The sequence below is a fragment of the Allobosea sp. 05T439 genome, assembly GCF_056396005.1.
Window position 1 is genome coordinate 198,439 of the sequence record NZ_JBFTKP010000006.1, and the last position, 26,934, is coordinate 225,372.

The 26,934-nt window shown below is 64.8% G+C and carries 23 protein-coding genes; 15 read left to right on the forward strand and 8 right to left on the reverse strand.

The window, feature by feature from the left end; genetic code table 11:
* Position 1 precedes the first annotated feature (1 nt).
* Positions 2–3,379, reverse strand: a complete 3,378-nt coding sequence (locus AC1DIO_RS09390; protein WP_476770165.1) for a transglutaminase family protein — start codon at positions 3,377–3,379, stop codon at positions 2–4.
* 251 nt (positions 3,380–3,630) lie between these two features.
* Here AC1DIO_RS09390 and AC1DIO_RS09395 point away from each other — a divergent pair, with 251 nt between their 5' ends.
* From AC1DIO_RS09395 to eda, 8 genes are all read left to right on the forward strand, one after another.
* Positions 3,631–5,220 carry an ABC transporter substrate-binding protein gene (locus AC1DIO_RS09395; protein ID WP_441506096.1) on the forward strand — a complete coding sequence of 530 codons (1,590 nt, stop codon included), beginning with the start codon at positions 3,631–3,633 and terminating at the stop codon, positions 5,218–5,220.
* Between the two features lie 156 nt (positions 5,221–5,376).
* Positions 5,377–6,423: an ABC transporter permease gene (locus AC1DIO_RS09400; protein WP_441493524.1), complete on the forward strand. Its 1,047-nt coding sequence runs from the start codon at positions 5,377–5,379 to the stop codon at positions 6,421–6,423.
* Between the two features lie 10 nt (positions 6,424–6,433).
* Positions 6,434–7,339: a nickel transporter permease gene (gene nikC, locus AC1DIO_RS09405; RefSeq protein ID WP_441493525.1), complete on the forward strand. Its 906-nt coding sequence runs from the start codon at positions 6,434–6,436 to the stop codon at positions 7,337–7,339.
* 1 nt (position 7,340) lies between these two features.
* On the forward strand, positions 7,341–8,216 hold the full coding sequence (locus AC1DIO_RS09410) for an ABC transporter ATP-binding protein (protein ID WP_441493526.1): 876 nt from the start codon (positions 7,341–7,343) through the stop codon (positions 8,214–8,216).
* Positions 8,217–8,218: 2 nt separating this feature from the next.
* On the forward strand, positions 8,219–8,971 hold the full coding sequence (locus AC1DIO_RS09415; protein ID WP_441493555.1) for an ABC transporter ATP-binding protein: 753 nt from the start codon (positions 8,219–8,221) through the stop codon (positions 8,969–8,971).
* 115 nt (positions 8,972–9,086) lie between these two features.
* The gene (gene zwf, locus AC1DIO_RS09420; protein ID WP_441493527.1) at positions 9,087–10,595 is read left to right on the forward strand and encodes a glucose-6-phosphate dehydrogenase; all 1,509 of its coding nucleotides are present in this window, start codon (positions 9,087–9,089) and stop codon (positions 10,593–10,595) included.
* Positions 10,592–11,281 carry a 6-phosphogluconolactonase gene (pgl, locus tag AC1DIO_RS09425; protein WP_441493528.1) on the forward strand — a complete coding sequence of 230 codons (690 nt, stop codon included), beginning with the start codon at positions 10,592–10,594 and terminating at the stop codon, positions 11,279–11,281. The genes zwf and pgl overlap by 4 nt, the downstream gene beginning before the upstream one ends.
* A 30-nt stretch (positions 11,282–11,311) precedes the next feature.
* Positions 11,312–11,956: a bifunctional 4-hydroxy-2-oxoglutarate aldolase/2-dehydro-3-deoxy-phosphogluconate aldolase gene (gene eda, locus AC1DIO_RS09430; RefSeq protein WP_441493529.1), complete on the forward strand. Its 645-nt coding sequence runs from the start codon at positions 11,312–11,314 to the stop codon at positions 11,954–11,956.
* On the opposite strand, the gene AC1DIO_RS09435 is transcribed toward eda, so the two are convergent.
* The 3 genes from AC1DIO_RS09435 to AC1DIO_RS09445 are packed head-to-tail and all read right to left on the reverse strand — an operon-like array spanning position 11,953 to position 14,910.
* Entirely contained in the window at positions 11,953–12,618 is a 666-nt protein-coding gene (locus AC1DIO_RS09435) for an IMP cyclohydrolase (protein WP_441506097.1), read from the reverse strand. The two genes, eda and AC1DIO_RS09435, sit on opposite strands and share 4 nt — an antisense overlap.
* Positions 12,615–13,721, reverse strand: a complete 1,107-nt coding sequence (locus AC1DIO_RS09440; protein WP_441493531.1) for an NAD(P)/FAD-dependent oxidoreductase — start codon at positions 13,719–13,721, stop codon at positions 12,615–12,617. The genes AC1DIO_RS09435 and AC1DIO_RS09440 overlap by 4 nt, the downstream gene beginning before the upstream one ends.
* Positions 13,722–13,734: 13 nt before the next feature.
* Entirely contained in the window at positions 13,735–14,910 is a 1,176-nt protein-coding gene (locus AC1DIO_RS09445; RefSeq protein WP_441493532.1) for a M20 aminoacylase family protein, read from the reverse strand.
* 255 nt (positions 14,911–15,165) lie between these two features.
* Between AC1DIO_RS09445 and AC1DIO_RS09450 the strand changes: the two genes are divergently transcribed.
* From AC1DIO_RS09450 to AC1DIO_RS09460, 3 genes are all read left to right on the forward strand, one after another.
* Positions 15,166–15,960 (forward strand): bestrophin-like domain, encoded by a 795-nt coding sequence (locus AC1DIO_RS09450; protein ID WP_441493533.1) that lies wholly within the window; start codon positions 15,166–15,168, stop codon positions 15,958–15,960.
* A 295-nt stretch (positions 15,961–16,255) separates the two neighbouring features.
* Positions 16,256–17,026 carry an acid phosphatase gene (locus AC1DIO_RS09455; RefSeq protein WP_441493534.1) on the forward strand — a complete coding sequence of 257 codons (771 nt, stop codon included), beginning with the start codon at positions 16,256–16,258 and terminating at the stop codon, positions 17,024–17,026.
* 261 nt (positions 17,027–17,287) lie between these two features.
* Entirely contained in the window at positions 17,288–18,025 is a 738-nt protein-coding gene (locus AC1DIO_RS09460) for a DUF2161 domain-containing phosphodiesterase (RefSeq protein ID WP_476768383.1), read from the forward strand.
* 43 nt (positions 18,026–18,068) lie between these two features.
* On the opposite strand, the gene AC1DIO_RS09465 is transcribed toward AC1DIO_RS09460, so the two are convergent.
* Complete coding sequence (locus AC1DIO_RS09465; protein WP_441506099.1) at positions 18,069–18,557, reverse strand: GAF domain-containing protein; 489 nt, start codon at positions 18,555–18,557, stop codon at positions 18,069–18,071.
* Positions 18,558–18,723: 166 nt separating this feature from the next.
* Between AC1DIO_RS09465 and AC1DIO_RS09470 the strand changes: the two genes are divergently transcribed.
* Positions 18,724–19,674, forward strand: a complete 951-nt coding sequence (locus tag AC1DIO_RS09470; RefSeq protein ID WP_476775466.1) for a phosphoribosylaminoimidazolesuccinocarboxamide synthase — start codon at positions 18,724–18,726, stop codon at positions 19,672–19,674.
* A 2-nt stretch (positions 19,675–19,676) separates the two neighbouring features.
* Here the strand turns inward: AC1DIO_RS09470 and AC1DIO_RS09475 are convergent, their stop codons facing one another.
* The 3 genes from AC1DIO_RS09475 to AC1DIO_RS09485 form a co-directional block, all read right to left on the reverse strand.
* On the reverse strand, positions 19,677–21,056 hold the full coding sequence (locus AC1DIO_RS09475) for an FAD-containing oxidoreductase (RefSeq protein ID WP_476853354.1): 1,380 nt from the start codon (positions 21,054–21,056) through the stop codon (positions 19,677–19,679).
* Entirely contained in the window at positions 21,053–21,514 is a 462-nt protein-coding gene (locus AC1DIO_RS09480; protein ID WP_441506102.1) for a DUF4126 domain-containing protein, read from the reverse strand. The genes AC1DIO_RS09475 and AC1DIO_RS09480 overlap by 4 nt, the downstream gene beginning before the upstream one ends.
* A gap of 130 nt (positions 21,515–21,644) precedes the next feature.
* Positions 21,645–22,613 carry a threonine ammonia-lyase gene (locus tag AC1DIO_RS09485; RefSeq protein WP_441506103.1) on the reverse strand — a complete coding sequence of 323 codons (969 nt, stop codon included), beginning with the start codon at positions 22,611–22,613 and terminating at the stop codon, positions 21,645–21,647.
* 167 nt (positions 22,614–22,780) lie between these two features.
* On the opposite strand from AC1DIO_RS09485, the gene argE reads away from it, so the two are divergent.
* The 3 genes from argE to AC1DIO_RS09500 all read left to right on the forward strand — a co-directional run bounded on the left by argE (position 22,781) and on the right by AC1DIO_RS09500 (position 26,933).
* The gene (gene argE / locus AC1DIO_RS09490; RefSeq protein WP_441506104.1) at positions 22,781–23,932 is read left to right on the forward strand and encodes an acetylornithine deacetylase; all 1,152 of its coding nucleotides are present in this window, start codon (positions 22,781–22,783) and stop codon (positions 23,930–23,932) included.
* Between the two features lie 236 nt (positions 23,933–24,168).
* Entirely contained in the window at positions 24,169–25,758 is a 1,590-nt protein-coding gene (locus AC1DIO_RS09495) for an ABC transporter substrate-binding protein (protein WP_441506105.1), read from the forward strand.
* Positions 25,759–25,952: 194 nt separating this feature from the next.
* A complete protein-coding gene (locus tag AC1DIO_RS09500) occupies positions 25,953–26,933 on the forward strand; it encodes an ABC transporter permease (protein ID WP_069882170.1) in 981 nt (326 codons plus the stop codon).
* Position 26,934: the final 1 nt, after the last annotated feature.

Genomic DNA, 26,934 nt, shown 5'->3' on the forward strand with positions numbered 1-26,934 from the left:
GTTAGAGTCCTGCTGGACGGCGCAGATCGAGGGTCATCGGAAATTCCGGGCTGCGCTCTTCCACCGGAATCACCAGCGCGCCGGGACTATGACCGATGGATTCGAAACGGGCGAGGCGGCGTGCCTCGGCCTCGTAGGAATTCACCGGCGGTGTCTCATAATTGCGCCCACCGGGATGGGCGACATGGTAGACGCAGCCGCCGAGCGACCGGCCGACCCAGCTATCGACGATGTCGAAGGTCAGCGGCGCATGCACGGGAATTGTCGGGTGCAGCCCTGAGGCCGGCTGCCAGGCCTTGAAGCGCAGGCCTGCGATCGCCTCGCTGGAGCCCGCGACCGGGGTCATCGGCAGGCGCCGTCCGTTGCAGGTGATGACGTGGCGACCGGGAACGAGCCCGCTTGCCTTGACCTGCAGCCGCTCCACCGAGGAATCGACATAGCGCACGGTGCCGCCGATCGCTCCCTGCTCGCCCATGACGTGCCAGGGTTCGAGGGCCTGGCGCAGCTCGAGCTCGACACCGCCATGGTTGACCTTGCCGTAGAACGGGAAGCGGAACTCCTGCTGTGCTTCGAACCAGACCGGGTCGAACGGATAGCCGGCATGTGCGAGATCGGCGAGCACCTCGCGGAAATCCTGCCAGATCATCTCCGGCAGCATGAAGCGGTCATGCAGGCTCGTGCCCCAGCGCACCAGCTTGCCCTGCTGCGGCTCGCGCCAGAACCAGGCGATCAGCGCGCGCACCAGAAGCTGTTGCGCCAGTGACATGCGCGCATCCGGCGGCATCTCGAAGGAGCGGAACTCGATCAGGCCCAGCCGGCCTGTCGGCCCGTCCGGCGAATAGAGCTTGTCGATGCAGATCTCGGTGCGGTGGGTGTTTCCGGAAACATCGACCAGCAGGTTGCGGAACAGCCGGTCGACGAGCCAGAGCGGAATCGGCTTCTCACCCGGCTTCGGCACCGCCGCAAGGGCGATTTCGAGCTCGTAGAGCTGGTCGTGCCGGGCTTCGTCGATGCGTGGCGCCTGGCTGGTCGGCCCGATGAACAGGCCGGAGAACAGGAAGGAGAGGGAGGGGTGTCGCTGCCAGTAGAGGATGATGCTCTTCAGCAGATGGGGGCGGCGCAGGAAGGGGCTGTCGGACGGCGTGACACCGCCGAGCACGACATGGTTGCCACCGCCCGTTCCGGTATGGCGGCCGTCCACCATGAATTTCTCGGCGCAGAGCCTGGCCTGACGCGCCTCCTCATAGACGCCACGCGTGATCTCGACCGCATCGCGCCAGCTCTTTGCAGGATGAATATTGACCTCGATCACGCCGGGGTCGGGCGTCACCTTGATGACATTGAGGCGCGGGTCGGAGGGCGGAGCATAACCCTCGATATGGACGGCGATCCCGGTCTGCTCGGCCACGGCCTCGACGCTGGCGATCAGGTCGAGATAGTCCTCCAGGCGCTCGACGGGGGGCAGGAACACGCAGAGCACATTGTCCCTGACTTCGAGACTCAGCGCGGTGCGCACATGCTCGCGCCCGATCTCCTGCTCGACGCGATCCTGGGCCGCGGCGCCTGCGGGGGCCTCGCCCGGGATCGAGAATTGGGCATGCCGGTGCACCGTGGGCGCGGGCTCCGCCGCGCGCGCCGCAGGCGCGCTGCCGGGCGAGGGCAGGGGGCCGCGCGCCTCCATCGGATCCTGCGGGTGGATATGCGGGTATTCCTCCTCCGGCACGGCTGGCAGCGAGCCGAGCGGCAGACGATAGCCGACCGGTGAATCGCCCGGGACCAGGAAGAGCTTGCCGCGTCTCAGCGTCCATTTCTCGGAGCGCCAGCGCCGGTCGCCTGCCTGGCTCTGCCAGCGCTGCACCGGGATGACATAGCCGCGCGGATTGCCGAGGCCGAGCTGGAAGACACGGGCCATGCGGGCGCGTTCCTCCGGATCGGCGAGGCGCGGGTCGAGCGGGTCGACATTGTCTGGAAGCTGCGCCTCCTTGAGCAGCCAGTGGCCGGTATCCTCATAGGCGGGCAGGACATGGTCGGCACCGACGCCCAGTTTCTCCGCAAGGCCCGATGCGAGCGTCTCGGCATCGCGGGTCGAGGTTGCCGCTTCCAGTTCACGGTCGCCGCCGGTTACGGCGCCGGGCTCGCGCGCGATCAATGCGGCATTGCGCCAGATCGGCTCGCCGTCCTCGCGCCAATAGAGCGCGAAGGCCCAGCGCGGCAGGCTTTCGCCCGGATACCATTTGCCCTGGCCGTAATGCAGCATGCCGCCCGGCGCGAAGCGGCTGCGCAGCCGGCGGATCAGTTCGTCTGCGCGCCGGCGCTTGGTCGGGCCGACCGCGGCGGTGTTCCACTCCGCGCCCTCCTGATCATCGGTCGCGACGAAGGTCGGCTCGCCGCCCATCGTCAGGCGCACATCCTGCGCTGCGAGATCGCCATCGACCCTCTCTCCCAACGCATCGAGGCGGTGCCACGACTGGTCGGAAAAGGGCAGGGTGATGCGCGGCACTTCATGCACGCGCTCGACGCTCATCGCGAAGTCGAAGGTCGTCTCGGCATAGCTGGCAACGCCGCTCACCGGCGCGGCCGAGCGAAAATGCGGTGTCGCCGCGAGGGGCAGATGGCCTTCGCCGGTCAGCAGCCCCGATGTCGGATCGAGCCCGATCCAGCCCGCGCCGGGAATATAGACCTCGGCCCAGGCGTGGAGATCGGTAAAATCCTTGTCGGTCCCGCGCGGCCCCTCGAGCGGATCGATATCCGCCTTCATCTGGATCAGGTAACCGGAGACGAAGCGGGCGGCGAGCCCGAGCTGGCGCAGGATCTGGACGAGAAGCCAGCTCGTATCGCGGCACGAACCCGACTTGATCTGGAGCGTGTGCTCGGGCTCCTGCACACCGGGCTCCATGCGGATGCCATAGGCGATCATGCCTTGCAGGCGGGCATTGAGATCAACGACGAAGTTCACGGTGTTGACCGGCTCGCGCGGAACCCTGGCGAGGAGGTCGATCAGCAGCGGCCCGGCCGGTTCGGTGACGAGATAGGGAGCAAGTTCCGCCTGGAGTTCCTCGGGATAGACGAAGGGGAAGACCTCCGCGTTGGTCTCGACGAAGAAGTCGAAGGGATTGATGATCGAAAGCTCGGTGACGAGATCGACTTCGATGCGGAATTCGCTCACCGGTTCGGGAAAGACATAGCGGGCGAGCCAGTTGCCGCTCGGATCCTGCTGCCAGTTCACGAAGTGCTGCGCTGGCGAGACCTTGAGCGCGTAGCTGTTGACCGCTGCGCGGCAATGCGGAGCGGGCCTCAGCCGGATGATCTGCGGGCCGAGCACGACAGGGCGATCGTAGCGGTAATGGGTGACGTGGTTCAGCGCGGCGATGATGGCCAAGGGCGACACCTGCTCGGTCGGGCGTGCCCGCGGCACGGCTCTCCCTGAGGATAGCCCCAGCTTCGATTGCTCGCAAAGCTGTCGCTGCGCAAGAATGCGTCGGTCTATCAATTCGTTGCGCAAGAAGAGTGCAGGCTTGTGAACAGTGCGCTGTGCAATTTCCGAGCCGCTGGACATCGGGCTCGTTCTGGCCACAGATAGCGCCCAAGCGGCGGCGAAACGGCCGCCCTATGAACCAATGGGGATAGTCCATGCGTCACGTTGCGAAATTGATGGTTGCCTCCGCCTTTACGGCGTTGATGGCGACGACAGCCATGGCCCAGACGCCGAAGGATACGGTGGTCATGGCCAAGCAGATCGACGACATCATTACGCTCGATCCGGCCGAAGCCTTCGAATTCTCCGGCGTCGAAGTCGGCGCCAATGTCTATGACAAGCTGATCGGCGTCGATCTCGCCAAGAACAACGACCTCGTCGGCGAGCTTGCCGAGAAATGGACCGTCAGCGAGGACAATCTCACCTACACGTTCAAGCTCCGCCCGGGCGTCAAGTTCCATTCGGGCAACGCGCTGACCGCAGCTGACGTGGTCTATTCCTTCCAGCGCGCTGTCACGCTTAACAAGTCGCCGGGCTTCATCCTCACCCAATTCGGCCTCACCAAGGAGAATGTCCTCGAGAAGGTGAAGGCCACCGATGACAACACCGTCGTCGTCACCGTTTCCAAGCCCTTCGCCCCGACCTTCTTCCTGAACTGCCTGACCTCCGGCGTGGCTTCGATCGTCGATTCCAAGCTGGTCAAGGCGAACGAGAAGGACGGCGATTTCGGCAATGCCTGGCTCAAGCTGAACTCGGCCGGTTCCGGTGCCTACAAGGTCCGCGCCTATCGTCCCAACGAGCAGTATGCGCTCGATGCCAACGAGACCTGGTACAAGGGTGCGCCGAAGAACAAGCGCGTGATCGTACGCCATGTCGCCGAGCCGGCCTCGCAGCGTTTGCTGCTCGAGAAGGGCGACATCGACATGGCCCGCAACCTCTCCAAGGACCAGCTCGCCGCTGTGAAGGAGAAGTCCGACATCCAGATCGTCCAGGGCGACAAGGGCTATATTCTCTATCTCGGCCTGAACCAGAAGAACGCCAACCTGAACAAGCCTGAGGTCCGCGAAGCGCTGAAATGGCTGGTCGACTACCAGTCGATCGAGCGCAACATCGTCGAGGGCACCTACAAGCACCACGAATCCTTCCTGCCGAAGGGCTTCCTGGGAGCCATTGACGAGAAGCCTTACAAGTTCGATCCCGCCAAGGCCAAGGAGTTGCTCGCCAAGGCCGGTCTGCCGAATGGCTTCACCGTCACCATGGACGTTCGCTCGGTCGCTCCGATCACCGATATCGCGCAGGCGATCCAGTCGAGCTGGGGCCAGGCCGGCATCAAGCTCGAGCTGATCCCGGGCGACGGCAAGCAGACGCTGACCAAGTATCGCGCCCGCACCCACGACATCTATATCGGCCAGTGGGGTCCGGATTATCTCGATCCGCATACCAATGCCGAGACCTTCGCCATCAACGAGAACAATGGCGAAGATGCGAAGTCGAAGACGCTGGCCTGGCGCAATGCCTGGGATATCCCGGACATGACGAAGGTCGCCCAGGCCGCCGTGCTCGAGACCGATGCGGCCAAGCGCAAGGCGACCTATGAAGTCCTGCAGCGCGAGCACCAGAAGGTTTCGCCCTTCGTGATCATGTACCAGCAGGTCGAGGTCACGGCCGAGCGCAAGAACGTCAAGGGTTGGGTGATCGGACCGAGCTCCGACACCAACTTCTACTGGCCGATCTCCAAGAACTGAGACACGTCTTCTGACGGAACCCGCCGCGGCTAAATGGCTGCGGCGGGCTTATTTCTATTCTTTTCTGTTGAGCGCCACGGGCGAGGGGATTGCATTCCCGCGCGCCGTGGCTTCCGGAAGCGCCCTTCTTCGGGCTTTTGTACAGTGGTTGGTTGCATGGCGTCATCGCGCGAGACATGGGCGGGCAAATCGGGTCGCTGGGGCAAGATTGCCGGGCGAGAGTTCAGCACGGTCGCCATCACGATGTTCGGGCTTCTGCTCGTCACCTTCCTGATCGCGCGCGTGATGCCGATCGACCCGGTGCTCGCCGTGGTCGGTGATCGCGCTCCCGCCGATGTCTACGACAAGGCGCGGCTGGACCTCGGCCTCGACAAGCCGCTCTGGCAGCAATTCGGTATTTATATCGGCAAGGTCTTCACCGGCGATCTCGGGCGCTCCGTACTGACCTCGAACACCGTGGTCGACGACATCAAGACCGTCTTCCCGGCGACGCTCGAGCTGGCGACGCTGGGCACGCTGATCGGCATCATGCTCGGCGTGCCGCTTGGCATCGTCGCTGCCGTCCACCAGGGCCGCTGGCCCGACCAGATCGCCCGCGTCATCGGCTTGATCGGCTATTCGATCCCGGTCTTCTGGCTTGGCCTCATGGGTCTTCTGCTGTTCTACGCCAAGCTCGGATGGGTCAGCGGACCCGGGCGTATTTCGGTGGCGTATCAGGATTTCGTGACGCCGATCACCGGCGTGATCATGCTCGATGCCGCCATGCAAGGTGAGTGGGATGCGTTCTGGGACGCTTTCTCCCATCTGATCCTGCCGGCCTCCGTCCTGGGCCTGCTGAGCGTCGCCTATATCAGCCGCATGACGCGCAGCTTCATGATCAACGAGCTGCAGCAGCAATATGTCATCGCCGCCCGGGTCAAGGGCGTGTCGGAGTGGCAGGTCATCTGGGGCCATGCCCTGCGCAACGCCGTCGTGCCGCTCGTGACGGTGATCGCACTCTCCTACATGCACCTGCTCGAAGGTTCGGTGCTGACCGAGACCATCTTCGCCTGGCCCGGCCTCGGTCGTTACATCACCAATTCCCTTCTCAATGCCGACATGAACGCCGTGCTCGGCGGCACGCTGGTGGTTGGCGCGGTCTTCATCGGTGTCAATCTGTTCTCCGACATCATTGGCCGCCTGGCCGATCCGCGGGCGCGCTGAGGACATGGCCATGACCGAACAGACTTCGTCCGGCTGGGCCGCCTGGCTCATCACCGATTCCCCCGCGTCGCGCCGTCAGGCACGGCTTGGCCAGTATTACCGGCAATGGCTCGCGTTCCGGCGCAACCCCGCAGCCGTCATCGGGCTGACCATCGTCCTGCTGCTGCTACTTGCTGCAGCCTTCGCGCCGCTGCTCGCGCCCTATGATCCGCTGGCGCAGGCCCTCGACAAGCGCCTGCTGCCGCCGTCGGCAACGAACTGGTTCGGCACGGATTCACTCGGCCGGGATATCTTCAGCCGGGTCGTCTACGGCTCGCGCGTCACGCTTGTCATCGTGCTGCTCGTCGTCATCACCGTGGGGCCGATCGGCCTCCTGATCGGCGCTGCTGCAGGTTATCTCGGCGGCTGGGTCGATCGCGTCCTGATGCGCATCACCGACGTCTTCCTGGCTTTCCCGCGCCTGGTGCTCGCGCTCGCTTTCGTTGCGGCACTCGGCCCCGGACTTGAAAATGCGGTCATCGCGATCGCGTTCACGGCCTGGCCGCCTTATGCGCGCGTCGCCCGCGCCGAGACACTGATCATCCGCAACCAGGACTACATCTCCGCGGTCCGGCTGCAGGGGGCGTCGCAATGGCGGATCGTACTCAGGCATGTCGTGCCGATGTGCCTGCCATCCCTGATCGTGCGGTCCACGCTCGACATGGCCGGCATCATCCTGACCGCTGCCGGGCTCGGCTTCCTCGGCCTTGGCGCGCAGCCGCCGATCCCGGAATGGGGCGCGATGATCTCAGCCGGCCGCGAGCAGATCTTCGACCAGTGGTGGGTCGCGACCTTCCCCGGCCTAGCCATCTGCGTTGTCGCGCTCGGCTTCAATCTGCTGGGCGATGGCCTGCGCGACGTCATGGATGCGAGGTGAGATGATGCGCGCACCAGATAGCCCGATCGAACAGCCGCTGCTCGAACTCGACAATCTGCGGGTCAATTTCCACACCGCGACCGGCATTGTCCGCGCCGTGCGCGGGCTTTCCTTCACGCTCGGCCGCGAACGGCTCGGCATTGTCGGCGAGTCCGGCTCCGGCAAGTCGATGACCGGCCGCGCCATTCTCGACCTCATCCCCCATCCCGGCGAGGTTCAGGCCGACAAGCTCGTCTATCGCGGGCAGAACCTGCTGACGATGGACAAGGGCGCGCGCCGCAAGCTGCGCGGCCGCCATATCTCGATGGTGATGCAGGACCCGAAATTCTCGCTCAATCCGGTGAAGACCGTGGGCGAGCAGATCGCCGAAGCCTATCGCGTCCATCACAAGGCGAGTTCGCGTGAGGCCAGGGAACGCAGCCTCACCATGCTGGAAGCGGTCCAGATCCGCGAGCCGGCACGCGTCTACGATCTCTACCCGCACGAAGTCTCGGGCGGCATGGGGCAGCGCGTGATGATCGCGATGATGCTGATCGCCGAACCCGACATCCTGATCGCCGACGAGCCCACGTCGGCCCTCGACGTCACCGTGCAGTTGCAGGTGCTGAAGATCCTCGACGACCTCGTCACCAGCCGCGGCATGGGGCTGATCTTCATCAGCCACGACCTGCATCTCGTGCAGTCCTTCTGCGACCGCGTCATCGTCATGTACGGCGGCAAGGCGATGGAGACGCTGCCGGCCGCCGAACTTGCCGACGAGAGCGCACGCGCCCATCGCCATCCCTATACGCTCGGCCTGCTCGACTGCCTGCCGGATCTCGATCATCGCAAGGACAAGCTCGCCACCCTGAAACGTGACCCGGCATGGCTGGCATGAACATGAACCCCGCCATCATTGTCGAGAAGCTGAACGTCTCCTTCGGCGATTCCCATGTCGTGAAGGACCTCTCCTTCTCGGTTGCATCCGGCGAGAGCTACGGCATCGTCGGTGAATCCGGCTCGGGCAAGTCGACCGTGCTGCGTGTCCTCGCCGGCCTGAACCGCGAATGGAGTGGTGACGTCACGATCCTGGGCAGCAAGCAGCCCAAGGTTCGCGACAAGGCCTTCTATCGCGCCGTGCAGATGGTCTTCCAGGACCCTTATGGCAGCCTCCACCCGAAGAAGACGGTCGACGATACGCTGGCCGAGCCACTGGCCATTCACGGCATCGACGATGCCGAGGCGCGCATCGAACGCGCCATGAAGGATGTCGGGCTGCCGAATTCGTTCCGTTTCCGCTTCCCGCACCAGCTCTCCGGTGGCCAGCGCCAGCGCGTGGCGATTGCGCGCGCACTGGTGCTCGAACCGAAGATCCTGCTGCTCGACGAGCCGACTTCAGCGCTCGACGTCTCGATCCAGGCAGAGGTGCTGAACCTGCTCCAGGCGCTGCGCAAGGAGCGCAATCTGACCTATATCCTGGTCAGCCACGATCTCGCGGTCGTTGCTCATATGTGCGAGCGGCTGCTGGTCATGCAGTTCGGCCGTGGCGTCGAGGAGATGACGGCCGAGACGCTGGCGGCGCGCTCGCCGCAGACGACCTATGCCCAGCAATTGCTGATCGCGAGCGAAGGCTTCCGCCGCCAGACCGCCTGAGCGGCAGGGCGGTTGCGCGTCCTGCCTGCTTGGGTGGAGCGCCAAAACCGTCTAACTCTCGTCGCAGCGATCGGCTAGCTTGGCCCGTATTCGCTGCTGCGGAGTGTGTATGCCCATGGATGCCGTCGCCGATCATGTCGTAAAGCTCGAAGCTGCGCCGGAGCGCACTCCGGTCCCGCCCTTCGATCTCGTGATCTTCGGTGCCAGCGGCGATCTGGCCCTGCGCAAACTCTTTCCGGCGCTGGCCCAGCGCAATCAGGAAGGCGTTCTGCCGGAGGAAAGCCGCATCCTGGCGATGGTGCGCAAGAGCGAGGATGTCGCCGGACTGCCCGGCGAGATCAGCCGGAAGCTCACCGAGGAGGGGCTTTCCGCCGCCAGGATCGAGACATTCCTGCGCAGGCTCTCCGTGGTCCAGGTCGATGCGCTGAAGCCGGAGACCTATGCCGGCCTGCGGCAGGAGCTCGGCGATTCGGAGCGTGTGCGCTCCTTCTATCTCTCGACGCCGCCCGATCTTTTCATCCCGATCTGCGAGAACCTCGCCAGTGCCGGCATCCTGACGCCGACCTCGCGCGTCATTCTCGAAAAGCCCCTGGGGCGGGATCTCGCCTCCGCCCGCGAGATCAACGACGCCGTGGCAAGGATCCTTCCGGAAAGCCGCACCTACCGGATCGATCATTATCTCGGCAAGGAGACGGTCCAGAACCTTCTGGTACTGCGCTTCGCCAACACCCTGTTCGAACGCTCCTGGTCGAGTCGCGACATCGACAATGTCCAGATCACGGTTGCCGAGACGGTCGGCCTCGAGTCGCGCGCCGGCTATTACGACAAGGCCGGACACCTGCGTGACATGGTGCAGAACCACGTGCTGCAGCTGCTCTGCCTGTTTGCGATCGAGCCGCCGAACCTGCTGGAAGCCGATGCCGTCCGCGACGAGAAGGTCAGGGTTCTGAAGGCTCTCAAGCCGATCGTCGGCCCCGATGTGCTGCGGGCGACCGTGCGCGGGCAATATGGCCAGGGCGTCAGCGGTGGCGCTCGCGTCCATGGTTATGCCGAGGAACTCGGCCATGCCAGCAACACCGAAACCTTCGTCGCGATCCGCTGCGAACTCGAAACCTGGCGCTGGGCCGGCGTCCCGATCTATCTGCGCACCGGAAAGCGCATGGCGCAGCGCTATTCCGAGATCGCCGTCACCTTCAAGCCGGTGCCGCACTCGATCTTCGGAAGCGCTGCCGATTGTGGGCGGCTCGATGCCAATCGCCTGATCATCCGCCTGCAGCCCAATGATGGCGTGCAGATGCAGCTGATGATGAAGGTGCCAGGCTCCGGCAAGCTCAAGATCGTCCCGCGCCAGCTCGATCTGCGCTACGACACCGCCTTCGGCGTGCGCTCACCTGACGCCTATGAGCGGCTGCTCACCGATGTGATCCGCGGCGACCAGACCCTGTTCATGCGCCGTGACGAGGTCGAGCAGGCCTGGGCCTGGATCGATCCGATCATTGCCGGCTGGCAGGAGTACTATCCGCAGCCGCATCGCTATGCCGCCGGCTCCTGGGGGCCGTCTCAGGCGATCGGTCTGATCGAGCGCGAAGGGCGATCCTGGGCCGACCCGGAACTGATGGAATGAGCGCGGTGGGGCCGCTCTCCTGGCATCGTTTCGAGACGTTGGCCGGCGCATCGGAAGCGCTGGCCGAAGCTGTCGCAGTGCGCCTGCGTGCCGCCATAGCCGCCCGCGGGGGCGCGTTGCTCGCGGTCCCCGGCGGTACTACGCCGGCACGTTTTCTTGCGGCACTCGGCGCGCACGACCTCGCCTGGGACAGGGTTACCCTGATGCCGACCGACGAGCGCTTCGTCGCGCCGGACGATGCCGCCTCGAACGAGCGCATGATCCGGGACGCCTTCTCCCCTTTGCGTGACGAACGGGCCAGCTTCGTGTCCTTCCACAATGCCGGCGACGATCTCGCCGCGGCAGCGCGTAGCCTCGATGCCGTGCTCTCGCGCCTGCCTGCGATTGACATCCTGGTCAGTGGCATGGGCGCCGATGGGCACATCGCCTCGCTCTTTCCAGGCGACGCTGCAGCTACGCGCAGCGACGACGCAATCCACGCAGTCGCAGCCCGTCCGCCCGGCCTGCCACCTCGCATCTCACTCTCGGCCGCGCGAATCGCGAAGGCAGGTTGGGCAACCCTGCTCATTGCCGGCAAGGAGAAGGAAACGACGCTGGCGACGGCTCAGGCCCTTCCGGCGGCCTATCCGGTCGGCATCCTGCTGCGACGGCCGCAGGGGCTCGACGTTTACTGGGCCAGGGCTTAAGCGAAGGTGCTCAGCGAGGAGATCGAGCCAATGTCAGGCGAACCCGAAATTGCACGCCTCAAGGCCTGTGGCGTTGTCCCGGTCGTCGTGATCGACGAGGCCGAGGTCGCGGTCCCGCTGGCCCGGGCGCTGCTTGCGGGTGGCATCGACGTGATCGAGGTCACGCTGCGCCGCCCTGCTGCACTGGCCGCGCTCGAGAGGATCGCCCACGAGGTGCCGGAAATCCTTTCGGTTGCCGGTACGGTCGTGACGCCCTTGCAGGTCGCAGAGGTCAAGCGGGTGGGCGCGCAGGCTGTGGTCAGCCCAGGCTTCAGCGAGGCGGTGGACGAGGCGATGCGCGCGGCGGGGCTGCCCTGGTTGCCTGGCGTGGCGACGGCGTCCGACTGCATGCGCGCGGTCTCGGCCGGACGGATCACCTGCAAGTTCTTCCCGGCAGAGCAGGCGGGCGGCACGCCGGCGCTGAAGGCGTTGTCCGGACCCTTCCCGCAGCTGAAGTTCTGCCCGACCGGCGGTGTCAGCCTCGCCAATCTCGCCGATTACCTTGCCCTGCCGCAGGTGATCTGCGTCGGAGGATCCTGGCTCGTGCCGGCGGATGCGGTTGCGAAACGCGACTGGGCGCGTGTGACTGAGCTTGCCAGGGAAGCGCGGGAAGCCGTGAAGGCGATCCGCGGCTAAGCGTCATCCCTGATGTTGAAGACGGCTGCCTCCAGCCCGGACTTTCCGGCATGAAGCGCCGCAGAGCAGACCGGGCTGTCGAGGTGGGCGAAGATTGATCCACCCACGACATGCTGGCAGGCGTCCTCGGCCGTCCTTGCGGTGAAGTGCGGATCCACCCTGTCGGCTGCCGCCAGGGGCGATCCATAGGTCGTGATGTAGGTCGCCTGCCCCGGAGCTATATGCACCGGCGTCACAGACAGCGCTTCCGCCGTGATGCTTCCGAGATAAGCCGTGTCATTGGCGAGATCGAGCACCGAACAGATGCGTGGCGTATCATGCGCATCGAACTCCCGGTCGAGGCCGGAAAGCACCCCGATCAGCGCATCTCTTACCGTGTGACCCGCCCGCAACCGCTCGAAAATGGGTCGGGTTTGGGTGCCATTGCTCGCGACGACGTAGCGCTCGGTCCAGAGTAGACTTTCATAGGCGATGTAGGGGCTCTCCGATGCCGCGTCGGCGCTGTTCGCACGCGGCACGATCCGGATCGCGTTGCCAGAGCGCTCTGCAACTCTGTTCGGAAACGATCTGCTCGAAACGCGGTATGCCGAAACCAAGTCTCCGAGAGGCGTTCTGCCGACTGCAATGATGCGGCCGACATAGCGTGAAACGCCCTCCGTCATGCCGGCAGCCTGTCCACCACCAGCTCTGCGATCGCGAGCGAGGACGTCAGCCCGGGGCTCTCGATCCCGAGCAGGTTGACCAGTCCGGGTACGCCATGGATGGCCGGTCCGTCGATGCGGAAATCAGGCATCGGCTCCGTCGGTCCGTGCAGCTTCGGCCGGATACCGGCATAATCCGCGACCAGCGCCCCGTCCTGCAGACCGGGCCAGTAGGTTCGGATCGCCGCGTAGAATCGCTCGGCCCGGGCCGGGTCGACGACCAGATCCTGGTCGTCATCCACCCATTCGACATCCGGGCCGAACTTGACCCGCCCGGCCATGTCGATCGTGGCATGGATGCCGAGCCCGGCTGCTTCAGGGATCGGGTAGACCAGATGCGAGAAGGGCTGCTTCCCCAGCAGTGCGAAGTAGTTGCCCTTGGCGAAAGACTGCTTTGGCACATAGGCGGCAGGAAAGCCGTCGAGCCTGCCGAGAAGGCGGGGCGCGCCGTGGCCGGCCGAATTGACGATGCTGCGGACCGAATAGGTTGCGGGATCGTCGCCGCCGAAATCGACGCTGAACGCCTCGCCCTCGCGGCGCCAGCCGGTGATGGGCGTATTCAGGGCCAGCGAGCCGCCTGCAGCTTCGCACTCTCCAAGCAGAGAGAGCATGAAGGCGTGGCTGTCGACCACGCCGGTCTCTGGCGAGAACAGCGCGATCTCGCAGGCGACCTCGGGCTCGTGCGCCCGCGCTTCGGCGGTGTCGAGATAGCGGAGCGAGTCCACGCCCGAGGCTTTCGCGCGCGCCGCGATCGTTTCCAGTGCCGGGCGCTGGCCCGAAGCTGTCGCGACGATCAGCTTGCCGCAGGCTTTGTGCGGCAGGCCGCGCTCGCCGAGATAGCGATAAAGCTGCTTACGGCCCTCGACGCAGACCTGCGCCTTGAGCGAGCCGGGCGGGTAGTAGATCCCGGCATGGATGACCTCGCTGTTGCGCGCGGAGGTCTGAGTGCCAATGCCGTCGGCGGCCTCGGCGATCACGACCTCGCGTCCGGCGAGCGCAAGCGCGCGCGCCGTTGCGAGGCCGACGACGCCGGCCCCGATGACGAGGCAATCGATATCGGCCATCGTGATCCTGCGATCAGGCTGCGCGCGGCGGCATGGCGATCTCGACGAGGCTCGCCCAATAGGTCACCCCGACCGGGATCGCCGCATCGTTGAACTCATAGGCCGGGTGGTGCAGGCCAGCCGAGTCACCATTGCCCATGAAGATATATGCGCCGGGGCGCTCCTCGAGCATGAAGGAGAAATCCTCCGACCCCATGACCGGCGGGATCTCGGTGTCGATCGCGTCCTTGCCGAAAACGTTCCGCGTGGCGCTGGTCACGAAATCCGTCTGCCCGGCGTGATTGAAGGTCACCGGGTAGCCGCGGTCGTAGTCGACGTCGCATTTGAGATCGAACGCCTTCGCCAGCCCGTCGGCGATCTCGAGGATGCGCTTCTGGGCGAGGTCGCGCATGGCAGGCGTCAGCGTCCGGACCGAGCCCTTGATCTCGACGGTCTGCGGAATGACGTTGAACGCTTCGCCGGCATTGATCGCTGTCGCCGAGACCACGACAGAATCGAGCGGGTCGGCATTGCGCGAGGCGACAGTCTGCAGCGCGGTCACGAGCTGGCAGGCGGCAACCACCGGATCCTTGGTGTCGTGCGGCGCGGCGGCATGGCCACCCTTGCCCTCGATCTTGATCAGGAAGCGATCGGCAGCGGCCATCAGCGGGCCCTTGCGGATGCAGAATTGACCGATCGCCATGCCAGGCTTGTTGTGCAGCCCATAGACCTCCTGCACGCCGAAGCGCTCCATCAGGCCCTCATCGCACATCACCTTGGCCCCGCCGCCGCCTTCTTCTGCCGGCTGGAAGATCACGACCGCGGTGCCGTCGAAATCGCGGGTCTCGGCGAGATATTTCGCGGCGCCGAGCAGCATGGTGGTGTGGCCGTCATGACCGCAGGCATGCATCTTGCCGGGCACGGTCGAGCGGTGCTCGAGATTGGTTTCCTCGTGGATCGGCAAAGCATCCATGTCGGCACGCAGGCCGATTACCTTGCCGGAACCCTGGCGCTTGCCCTTGATCACGCCGACGACGCCGGTCTGGCCAATGCCTGTCACCACCTCGTCGACGCCCCAGGCCCTGAGCTTTTCGGCAACGATGCCCGCCGTGCGATGCACGTCGAAGAGCAGTTCGGGATGGCGGTGAAAATCGCGACGGATCGCGGTGAGCTCGGGCGTCAGCGCCGCGATGAGTTCGGACTTCGGCATCATGTCCTCGGGCAGAGAGGGAAGGTTGGCAGAAATCGGGTTGCCAAGTCATGCAAGCTAGCGCGGTCCGACCGGGTCTGTCCAAGCCGATTGCGGCATGAGGGGGCAGAAGCGGAGGAATGGCGTCGCGACCGCGTATGGTTGCAATCCTCGCATCATTCTGGATCGATGGCTGGTGTCGGCGGCAGATCGTTCTCGCGGTCGAGATGACTGCATGTGTCCGTGTCGCGGGCTTCCAGGAGAGCAGGATCTGTCATGGTGGAGTGGCTTTCAGCCTTCACGTTCTGCTCGCTGCTCAGCGCAGCCGCGGTGTTCGGCCTCCTGCTGCGGAGCCGGTTGCCCGAGGAGCACCTGACCGAAAGGAACATGGAAGCGCTGCGGCTGATCACGAGCCTCCTCGTTACCTTTGCGGCGCTTGTCCTCAGCCTGCAGCTGTCGAGCGTGAAGAGCGCGTTCGACATGGCGTACCGGGACAGGAACGCGGATGCCGGGCAACTGGCCCAGCTCGATCAGTGCCTGCGCAATTTCGGCCCGGGGGCTGAGAAGGCCCGCGAGAATCTCCGGAGCTATACCGCCGCGGTGATCGCGAGCACCTGGCCCGACGAGGAAAGGCCGACCGGCATTGCCTATCCTGATCCCAGCACCATGGGACGCCACGGGGAAAGCCCGACGCTCAGCGTGCTGGTCAATCAGATCGGCCTCGAGATCAATGGCCTCGCCCCTGTCGACGGGTTGCATGCGAACCTAGCTACGGAATGCCGTGCGAATTTCATGAGCCTGCAACAACGTCGTTGGGCGGTGATTGAAGATGCGAGGGACCCGGCGTCGCGGCTGTTCACGAACGTCCTGACGTTCTGGCTGATGCTGGTCTTCGTCAGCTTCGGCCTGCAGGTCCCCCGCAAGCTGCTGGCCGCCATCGTCCTGGCGATCGGTGTGGTTTCGATATCGAGCGTGATGTTCGTGATCGTTGACCTGAACTCGCCCTATGGCGGCCTGTTCGGCATCCCAAGCACATCGATGCGCAATGTGTTCGAGGCCATGAGCCGGTAGGCAGCTCACCTTCATTTCGTGCGAGTGTTGTCGTCGATGCCTTCGCTTGGGGGCGAGGCGACGAATGACGTAGGGCCAGATTGCTGTCCTTTTGCCGGGGATGCCGGCGCCTCTTGCTGCCGGCTGCATCAGTGGCCGCGCTGCAAGGAGGTATCTTCGATGACCCATGCTCGCGGCCGATGTTACGGGTTTTACTCATCGTTCCCTGACACTACCCGCGCCGCTCGGCGCCGAAATCGTGACAACCCTCTGATACTATTGCGGTCATGCGGTGCGGGCACGACTGGCGTGTTTCTTGATCAGCATCGAGCGCTGCGCGGACTTGCTTCCCGCAGCAGGGAAGAAACGCTTATCGGGAGACAACAAGATGAAAAGACTCGCGGGCCTGACTCTCGGACTTACGCTTCTTGCGATTGGCTATGCCGGCGCGGAGGTCCAGAGCAGCAAATACTATGTGTCGCCGGAGCAACTCGACACGACCCGGTTCATGGCGCCTCCGCCATCAGCGGATACGACCCGGCGGGAGCTCGAGATCATGCTAAGCCTGCAGGAGAAGCGAACAGCCGAACAAGCCGAGCGGTCGGTCGCGGACCTTGAGCAGAGCGTCTTTCGCTTCGCCGACGTGATGGGACCCGAATTCACGGCCGAAAAACTGCCGAAAGCGGCGGCATTCTTCACGAAGGTCTACAAGACGGAGAGCGCCTTCAACAAGCAGGGCAAGGAAAAATGGGATCGCCAGCGGCCACCGGTGGTGGACGCTCGTCTCAAGCCGGTCGCCAAATATGCGAACAGCGGCTCTTATCCGAGCGGTCACGCTGCATTCTCGTACCTCACCGCGATCGTGTTGGCCGATATCGTGCCGGAGAAGGGCGAGGCGATCTTCGGGCGTGCCGTCGAATTCGGCGAGAACCGGGTGATCGGCGGAGTGCACTACCCAAGCGACATCCAGGCGGGCCGGGAGATGGCCGCGATGATCGCGGTTCTCGCCTACCGGAACCCCGATTTCCAAAGGGATCTCGAAGGAGCGAAGTCCGAAATCCGCGGCGCCTTGCGACTGGCGCACTGATCCAGCTGTCATGGCAGGTCGGTCCCGTCGCGGGATCGACGCGGTGACGAATTCCCAAGGGGTGGCCGCCTGGACAGGGGGCTGCCCCTTGCGTTGCCATCGGCCTTTTGAGGTGCCGCGTTCAGAACGCCTGCCCGTCGATCTCATCCGGCTTGCCTCCCGTTTGCCATTCCGAAACGACCGCCGCTGCACCTTGGTGTAGCGGTCAGCGCCACGGACTTGCTGGAACGGTCCGGCATCGGAATGCACCGGAGATCTCGCGTGGAAACTTCCCTCTATCTGCCGGTCAAACACTTCCTCGAAGGCCTGGGCTATTCCGTGAAGGGTGAGGTCGGGCGCTGCGACCTTGTTGGTCTCAAAGGCGATGATCCGGCTGTCGTCGTGGTGGGAGAATTGAAGCTGACCTTCAATCTCGAACTCATCCTGCAGGGCGTGGACCGGATGAAGCTCGGTGACGAGATCTGGCTTGCAGCCCGGTTGTCGGCGCGGGGGAAGGGACGCGAGAGCGATTCCCGCTACCGCAATCTGTGCCGGCATCTCGGTTTCGGCCTTCTCGGGGTCGCTTTGTCCGGTCGCGTCGATATCCTCGTTTCCCCGGCCGCGCCGACGCCGCGCAAGGATGCCAAGCGGCGTTCGAAGCTCGTGGAGGAGCACAAGCGGCGTCGGGGAGACCCTGTCGCAGGCGGCGGTTCGCGCGCACCGATCATGACGGCCTACCGGCAGCAGGCGCTCGCTTGCGCTGCAGCCATGACGGCAGGCCCGCAGCGGCCGCGCGATCTCAAACAGTCATGCCCGGACGCACAGAAGATCCTGCACCGCAACGTCTATGGCTGGTTCGAGCGAGCCGATCGCGGCGTCTACGCCCTGACCGACGCCGGCCGCACGGCTCTGGCGAGATGGGTGGCAACGTCGGTTCCGGACCCCCTCGTACCTGGGCAGCACGGAGTCGTGCCTCCGGTGGCGGACACCAACGAGGGCCTCTCCGCCGCGGCCTGCTGATTGGCGCATCGCGCTTCCGCCCGCAGCCGGGGGATGGATCGGTCTAGCAGGCGCTCGCAGCGAGATAGATCTCGGCGATCCGTTCGATTCCGGCCTGGTCGGCGGTGTCGAAGCGGGAGGGGTGGGGGCTGTCGAGATCGATCACGCCGATTACCTCACCGTCGCGGAGTAGCGGCACGACCAGTTCCGAGCGCGAGGCTGCATCGCAGGCGATATGGCCGGGAAACGCATGGACGTCTTCCACCAGCATGGATTGCCGGCGAGCGACCGCCGCTCCGCAGACGCCGCGCCCGACGGGAATGCGGACACAGGCCGGCTTGCCCTGAAACGGCCCGAGCACGAGCTCGCCGTCCCGCATGATGTAGAATCCGGCCCAATTCAGATCCGGCATCATCTGGAACAGCAGTGCCGAGGTATTGGCCGCGTTGGCGATCGGGTCGCTTTCTCCCGCCAGCAGGCCCTCAAGCTGCGAGGTCAGCTCGCGATAGAACCCTGCCTTGTCGCTGCTCGCGATTGCTTGTGCCTGAAACATGGCTGCTCACCTCCGGCGCTCGCCCTTCGTTATGGCGCTCCCTAGCATCGCGCAGGGGCGACAGCGAKAGCGCAATGGTGCGTATCGATCCACTTGGCTACAAGGAACGCAGCGCCGGGGTTTCTCTCCCTGCATGATTCCTCGCCTTGATGAAGTGATGTCCACCATGTCCGAGATTCAACCCATTCGCGAAGCGGTCATCCCGGAGCTGCCGAACTATTATCGGGGCAAGGTCCGCGAGAATTACGATCTGCCGGACGGGCGCCGCATTCTGATCGCCACGGACCGCCTCAGCGCCTTCGATCGCGCTATCGCCTGCATTCCGTTCAAGGGGCAGGTGCTGACCCAGACAGCCCGGTTCTGGTTCGAGAAGACCGCGGATATCTGCCCGAACCATGTGCTGGAATATCCGGACCCCAACGTCGTCGTCGGCCAGAAGCTCGATATCCTTCCCGTCGAGATCGTGGTGCGCGGCTATCTCGCGGGCACGACCAGCACATCGGTGCTGACCATGTACAAGCAGGGCAGGCGGGATCTCTACGGCATCCGTTTCCCGGATGGCCTGCGCGACAACGAAGCGCTTCCTCATGCCGTCATCACGCCGACCAGCAAGGCCTTCGACGGCGGCCATGACGAGCCGCTTTCCCCGGACGAGATCGTCGGCAGCAAGCTCCTGACCCAGGAACAGTGGGATACGGTGTCCGGCTATGCGCTGGCCCTGTTCGCCCGGGGGCAGGACATCGCGCGCGGACGTGGGCTCATCCTTGCCGATACCAAATACGAGTTCGGTACCGATCGGCAGGGCCGGATCATGCTGGCCGATGAGATCCATACCCCCGATAGCAGCCGCTACTGGTTCGCCGAGAGCTACCCGGCGCGCTTTGCGGCGGGAGAGCGGCCGGAGAGCTTTGACAAGGATTTCGTGCGCAACTGGGTCGCCGCACGCTGCGATCCCTACAACGAGCCGATCCCCGAGATCCCGGACGAGCTCATCGCGCAGACCTCGCAGGTCTATATCCGCGCCTTCGAGACCATTACGGGCCAGGCGTTTGAGGCCCCTGCCGGCCAGGAGCCGCCGGTGGATAGGATCCGCCGGAACCTGGCGCGCTATTTCTGAGGTCAGTTTGGGGCGCGCATGTCTCCAAGCATCGTCGGGATGAGCTCCGATACGGTCGGATGGATCGGAACAGCGCGCAGCAGCCTGTCATAGGGCGCGCCCGCATTCATTATGTCGAGGATCCCATGGATCGCCTCGTCGCCGCTCGTCCCGAGGATCGCAGCGCCGAGGATGCGGCGCGTCTCGGCATCGGCAATGACGCTCATGAAACCAAGCGTCTCGCCCTTCTCGATGGCGCGGCCGACGCGCGTCATCGGCCGGCGGCCAACCAGCAACGGCCGGCCGCTGGCGTGCGCCTGGGCAAGCGTCATGCCGACCCGCCCGAGCGGCGGATCGATGAAGAGCCCATAGGCCGGGATGCGGTCACTGACCTTGCGCGTCTCTCCATCGAGTAGATTGGCGGCGACGATCTCGAAATCATTATAGGCCGTGTGCGTGAAGGCGCCGCGGCCATTGCAGTCGCCGATTGCCCAGATGCCGGGGACATTGGTCGCCAGGCTGTCGTCGACCTCGATATAGCCTCGTGCATCCGTTGCGACCCCGGCCTTGTCGAGACCGAGATCGTCGGTGTTCGGGCGGCGCCCGACGGCAAGCAGGACATGTGACCCGATGATCTCGGGTGCGCCGGAAGTGCAATCCACGCCGACCGCGATGCCCTCCGGGTGGGGAGCGAATCGAATGCACTCCGCGCCGGTCCGGATCTCGATCCCTTCGGCGACAAGGATATCGCGGATCGCCTCCGAAACCTCTTCGTCCTCGCGGGACACGAGATGTGGACCCTTCTCGACAACAGTGACGGCTGCACCGAAGCGGCGGTGCATCTGAGCGAATTCGAGGCCGATATAGCTGCCGCCGATGACGACGAGATGCTTCGGCACCGTGTCGAGACCAAGGATCGAGGTGTTGGTCAGGTAGGAGATGTCGCCGATCCCGGGCATGTCCGGCACGACGGCGCGCCCGCCGACATTCAGGAAAATGCGGGGTGCGCTGATTACATCGTCGCCCACCCGCATCCGGTCGGCGCTCTCGAAGCGCGCATGCCCGGTGAGGACGGTGCAGCCCTTCATCCCGCGCAGCCAGGTCTCGATATTGCGGCGCGAATTGGCGGAGAGGAGGGCGGCTCGCTCCTTGACCTTCGACATGTCGATGCGCGGCGGCGTATCCAGGATGACGCCGTACTCGGCGCCACGGCGCGCGAGATGCGCAGCATAGGCACTGGCGACCAGCGTCTTGGTCGGCATGCAGCCGGTGTTGACGCAGGTGCCGCCAAAGAGATGGCGTTCGACGATCGCAACCGACAGGCCGGCACCGGTCATCCGGCCTGCCAGTGAAGGTCCGGCCTGGCCGGCCCCGATGATGATGGCGTCGAAAGTCCGGTTCATCGCGCGGCCACCACGATCAGCCAGGCGGCGAGTAGCGCCACCACGTCCTCGATCAGCGCGGCAGGCCTGTCGCGACCGAAAGCTCCTGCGAGGCCCGCCCGGGCTGCGGCCCCGCCAAGCGTACCGGCGACGGCGCCAACCGCGCCCGCGATCGCGCCAAGCGCGAGCGATCCGGCCGCGGCGCCGATGGCCGCGCCGGACAGGGCGCCTGTCACGATGCGGCCGCCGAACTGCGTCGGGACCTTGCGGCTCGCCGTCGACGGCAACTTGTCGGTGATCAGTTCGCCGATGGCCAGCGCGGTCAGGATCCAGGGCGTCCAGGCATAGCCCAGGAAGGCCAGGGGGCTGGCACCGAGGTTGATCCAGCCGAGATGGGCGGCCCAACTGACGGCGGCCGGTGCCATCATGGTGCGCAGCCCGGCCACGACCCCGATGAGCACTGCGAGCAAGACGGCCATGGTCTTCCCTCGAACGGCAGGGTATCGCCGCCCAAGACAACGCTAGCTCATCGCGCAGGTCAACTCATCGTTGACCGGTCGGCTCCCTGGCGTAAGGTCAAGCATCAAACCCGGCGGCAACGAGGTTGCCTTACACCCCGTACTCCTTGCGCCACGCCGCGAAATCGTCGAGCGAGACGTTGGAGCCGCAGAGGATCAGGCCGACGCGCTCCCCGGGCTTGAACATCTCCTTGCGCGCCACGGCTGCGGCAACCACGCAGCCTGCCGCCGGCTCGATCAGCACCCTCCCGTTCTGCAGCACCCAGGCCATTTCGCGCACGGCCTCGGCATCGGGCACGGTGACGATCTCCTCCAGATACTGGCGCGCTGCCGCCATGGTGCGTTCGGTCGCGAAGGGGGCGCCGAGCGCGCGGGCGATCGAGGTCGGCCGGATCGGTACCGGCTTGCCGGCCTCCAGCGCCTGGGTCATCGTCGTTGCCCCCTCCGTCTCGACGCCATGAATGCGCACCGCCGGGTCGAGTCCCTTGAGAGCCGTGCCGACTCCGGCCACGAAGCCGCCGCCGCCGATCGAGATAAAGACATGGTCGAGGCGCCCGCTGGCATCATTCGCCAGTTCGAGGCCGAGCGAGCCATGGCCGGCGATGATCGCCGGATCGTCATAGGAGTGGACATTGGTCATGCCCTTCGCCGCGTACTCGTCGGCCTTGGCAAAGGCCTCGATCGCGTCCTCGCAAAGTTCGACCTCGCCGCCGGCCTGCCGGGTGAGCTCGACATTGAAGGGCGCGACATTCTTCGCCATCAGCACGAGCGCGCGGGCGCCCATCGATTTGGCGACCATCGAAACCGCGATCGCGTGGTTGCCGCCGGAAACGGTGACGATGCCGCGCTTCAGCTCGTCCTCGCTGAGCGCCATCAGCTTGTTGAAGCAGCCGCGCACCTTGAACGAACCGCCGAGCTGCAGGCTCTCCACCTTCACCACGGTCTCGACGCCGAGCCGCGCCGAGAGGCCGGCGCTATGGAAGCTCGGAGTGCGCCGCACCTTGCCGGAGATGCGGGTGGCGGCAGCCTGGATATCGGCGAGCGTGACGTCGAAATTCATGGGACTGGACTTCTCTCATGGCCCGGCGGCGCCGGCGTCTCGGCGCGCACATCAACGCGTCCGGCGCAGGCCGGTCAAGCCACAGCTGACGATTGACCTGGCTGTCAGGCTGCCTAGCGTGTCGGCATGAAACCTGCCTTCCCGTCTGCCTTTGGAGATCCGACCCCGTGAAATACACCCCCAAGGAAATGCTGGCGAAGCTGGTTTCGTTCAATACGGAATCGCAGCGCAGCAATCTCGAGCTCATCCATTTCTGCCGTGATTACCTCGCCAGCCTCGGTGTCGAGAGCACGATCGTTCCGAGCCCCGACGGCCAGAAGGCCAATCTCTATGCGACGGTCGGACCGGCGGTTGCCGGCGGCGTCGTGCTCTCCGGGCACACCGACGTCGTTCCCGTCGCGGGGCAGGACTGGAGCTCCGATCCCTGGACGCTGACCGAGCGCGACGGCAAGCTCTACGGTCGTGGAGCCTGCGATATGAAGGGCTTCGACGCGACCGCGCTGGCGCTGGTGCCGGAGATGATCGAGGCCGGGTTGAAGCGCCCGGTCCATATCGCGCTCTCCTATGACGAGGAGGTCGGCTGTCTCGGCGCGCGGATCATGATTGAGGCCATGGTCACTGCTGGCCTCACGCCGTCGGCGGTGATCGTCGGCGAGCCCTCGATGATGCAGGTCGTCACCGGCCACAAGGGCGGTACGCGGATGAAGACGACGGTGCGCGGCCATGCGGTGCATTCGAGCCGCGTCGACATCGGCGTGCCGGCCGTCATGATCGCCGGCAAGCTGATCGCTTGGCACGACGAGGTCATGGCGGAAAACAAGACCCGGACCCCGAATGATAACGGTTTCGAACCGCCCTACACGACGCTGCATGTCGGCGTGGTCCAGGGCGGCACGGCCGTCAACATCACGGCCGAACATTGCAGTTTCACCCATGAGGTGCGCGTCATTCCTGGCGAGCGCGACCAGAATTACGTCGAGCGCTACCGCGCCCGCATCGCCGAACTCGAGGCCGGGATGAAGGCGATCGCGCCCGAGACGGGCATCGAGATGGAAGTCACCTCCTTCACGCCCGCGCTCGGACCGGAGCAGCGTGGCGAGGCGGAGGCCCTTTCACGCCGGCTGACCGGCGACAATGGCAGCCATGTCGTCGCCTATGGCACCGAGGGCGGGCTGTTCCAGGCGGCAGGCTGGTCGACGGTGGTCTGCGGCCCGGGCGATATCGCCCAGGCTCACCAGCCCGACGAGTTCATTACGGTAGCCCAGCTCGATGCCGGGGCGCGGTTCATCCGTGGCGTAATCGCCGAATTGGCACGCTGAGAGATATCCGACGCCATGAACGTCCGTTCCTGGCGTCGATTTTGATGGTTGCGTGTGAGCCTTGGGTTCGGTGCGCAAGAAAATGCAATCTGGAGCGTTTCTCATCAGCCGTACTGGACGCCGCTCACGAAGCGTCATTAATCTGCCATCTTCTTTCGCCGGGCGCTTGGGAGGCGCCCGGCGGGAGCCGCTCCCGGGAGGAGTGGGTAGCAAAAACGATTGGGAGCGATCGAATTATGTCATTCAAGACGAACTGCCTCGCCGCGGTTGCGGCTCTGGCGCTGATGTGCGGCGCCGCGCAGGCACAGACACTGCGCTATGCCAACCAAGGCGAGCTCAAGTCGCTCGATCCCTATACCGTCAACGAGACCACCACCAATGCCCATCTCGGCCACCCCTATGAGGGCCTGACGGCGCGCGGCAAGGACCTCAAGATCGAGCCCGCCCTCGCCGAGAAGTGGGAAGTCTCCGATGACGGCCTGAAATGGCGCTTCTTTCTGCGCAAGGGCGTGAAGTTCCACAATGGCGAGGATTTCACCGCCGATGACGTGATCTTCTCGGCCGAGCGCGTCCGCGCCCCCGGCTCGAACTTCACCACGCGCATTCCGACCGACGCCAAGTTCACCAAGGTCGATGATTACACGATCGACGTGACGCTGAGCTCCCCGAACCCGATCCTGAATGCCCAGTGGGACACCTGGTACATCATGTCGAAGAAGTGGGCGGAGGCGAATAACGCCGTCGCTCCGACACCGGCAGCGGCGACGACGCCGAGCCACGCCTCGCTCAATGCCAATGGCACCGGCCCGTTCAAGATCGAGAGCCATCAGCCCGGCGTGAAGACCGTCTTCAAGGTCAACGAGAACTGGTGGAACAAGAAGGTCGAGCACAATCTCAAGGAGATCGTGTTTACGCCGATCGCTTCTGATGCGACCCGGGTCGCGGCCCTGCTCTCGGGCGAGGTCGACGTGATCGAGCCGGTTCCGATCCAGGACATCCAGCGTGTCAACAGCGCCGGCAATGTCCAGGTCATGACCGGGCCGGAACTGCGCACGATCTTCCTCGGCATGGACCAGACCCGCGACGAACTGCTCGAATCCAACGTCAAGGGCAAGAACCCCTTCAAGGACCCGAAGGTTCGTCAGGCTTTCTACCAGGCGATCGACATCGAAACGATCAAGAGCCGCGTCATGCGCGGCCTGTCGACTCCGTCGCCGCTGATGATCGCGCCGGAACTTTTCCCGCACGCCGGCTTCACGCGGGCCAAGTTCGACACCGAGGCCTCCAAGAAGCTCCTGGCCGAGGCCGGCTATCCCAACGGCTTCGAAGTCGGCATGGATTGCCCGAACGACCGCTATGTCAATGACGGCCAGATCTGCCAGGCCGTGGTCGGCATGCTGGCTCGCGCCGGCATCAAGGTGAACCTGAACGCTCAGCCGAAGGGCCAGTACTTCGCCAAGGTGCTGAAGTCGGGCGGCTACAAGACCTCGTTCTACCTGCTCGGCTGGACCCCCGGGACCTTCGACAGCCACAACGTGCTCAACGACATCCTGGGTTGCCGCGATGTCGCCGGCTCGTCGCGCGGAGAGTCGAATCTCGGCGGCTACTGCAACAAGAAGGTCGACGCGCTGACCGACAAGATCCTGGTCGAGCCCGATACCGCCAAGCGCGACGCCATGATCAAGGAAGCCTTCAAGATCACGGTGGACGAGTTCGCCTATATCCCTCTGCATCAGCAGGCTCTCGCCTGGGGTGTCTCGAAGAAGGTCAAGCTGACCCAGCGCGCCGACAACTCGGTCCTGCTCTATTACGCCACCAAGGAGTGACGTGAGAGGCGCGCGGAGCGATCCGCGTGCCTTCCTTCATCCTCATCGTCATCCCGGACAGACGGTGCAGCCGCGCTGAACCAGGATCCGTTGCAGCGCATGGCGCTCCTGCTGGATTCTGGATCTCCGCGTCCCCCCAGCCCGGGATGGCCGCGCGTTTTCCGACCTCGGCAAACCGGGGATTCAAGGCGGCCATGTTAGCTTTCATTCTGCGTCGGCTGTTTCAGTCGCTTCTCGTCATGCTGAGCGTGGCGCTGATCGCCTTCGCGATGTTCCGTTTCGTCGGCGATCCGGTGAACCAGCTCGTCAGCCTCGACACGCCGCAGGCGCAGGTCGAGCAGATCCGGCGCTCGCTCGGCCTCGACGACCCCGTCATCGTCCAGTTCTTCCGCTATATCTACAACGCCGCCCGGCTCGAATTCGGCGTGTCCTACCAGTTCCGGCTTCCGGTGATTTCGCTGCTGGGTGACCGCGCGCCGGCGACGCTCGAACTCGCCTTCATGTCGGCCCTGTTCTCGCTCCTCGTCGGCATCCCGATGGGTGTCTACACCGCGCTGAAGCGCGACAGCTGGCTCGCCAAGATCTTCCAGGCAGTGTCGCTGATCGGTATCAGTCTGCCGACCTTCCTGATCGGCATCCTCCTGATCTACCTGTTCTCGGTCACGCTTGGCCTGCTGCCATCCTTCGGGCGCGGCGAGGTCGTGAAGATCGGCAGCTGGTGGACGACAGGCCTGCTGACCGTGTCCGGCCTCAAGGCACTGATCCTGCCCTCGATCACGCTCGGCCTGTTCCAGATGACGCTGATCATGCGCCTCGTCCGCGCCGAGATGCTCGAAGTGCTGCGGGCAGATTACATCAAGTTCGCCCGGGCGCGTGGGTTGCGCACCCGGACGGTCAATTTCGGCCATGCGCTCAAGAACACGCTGGTTCCGGTCATCACCATCGCCGGACTGCAGCTCGGCTCGATCATCGCCTTCGCCATCATTACCGAGACGGTGTTCCAGTGGCCGGGTATGGGCCTGCTCTTCCTGCGGGCCGTCCAGAACGTCGATATCCCGATCATGGCTGCCTATCTGATGCTGATCTCCTTCCTGTTCGTCAGCATCAACCTGGTCGTCGACCTGCTTTATGCCGCCGTCGATCCGCGCCTGCGCGCGACGATCGGTGCGCACTGAG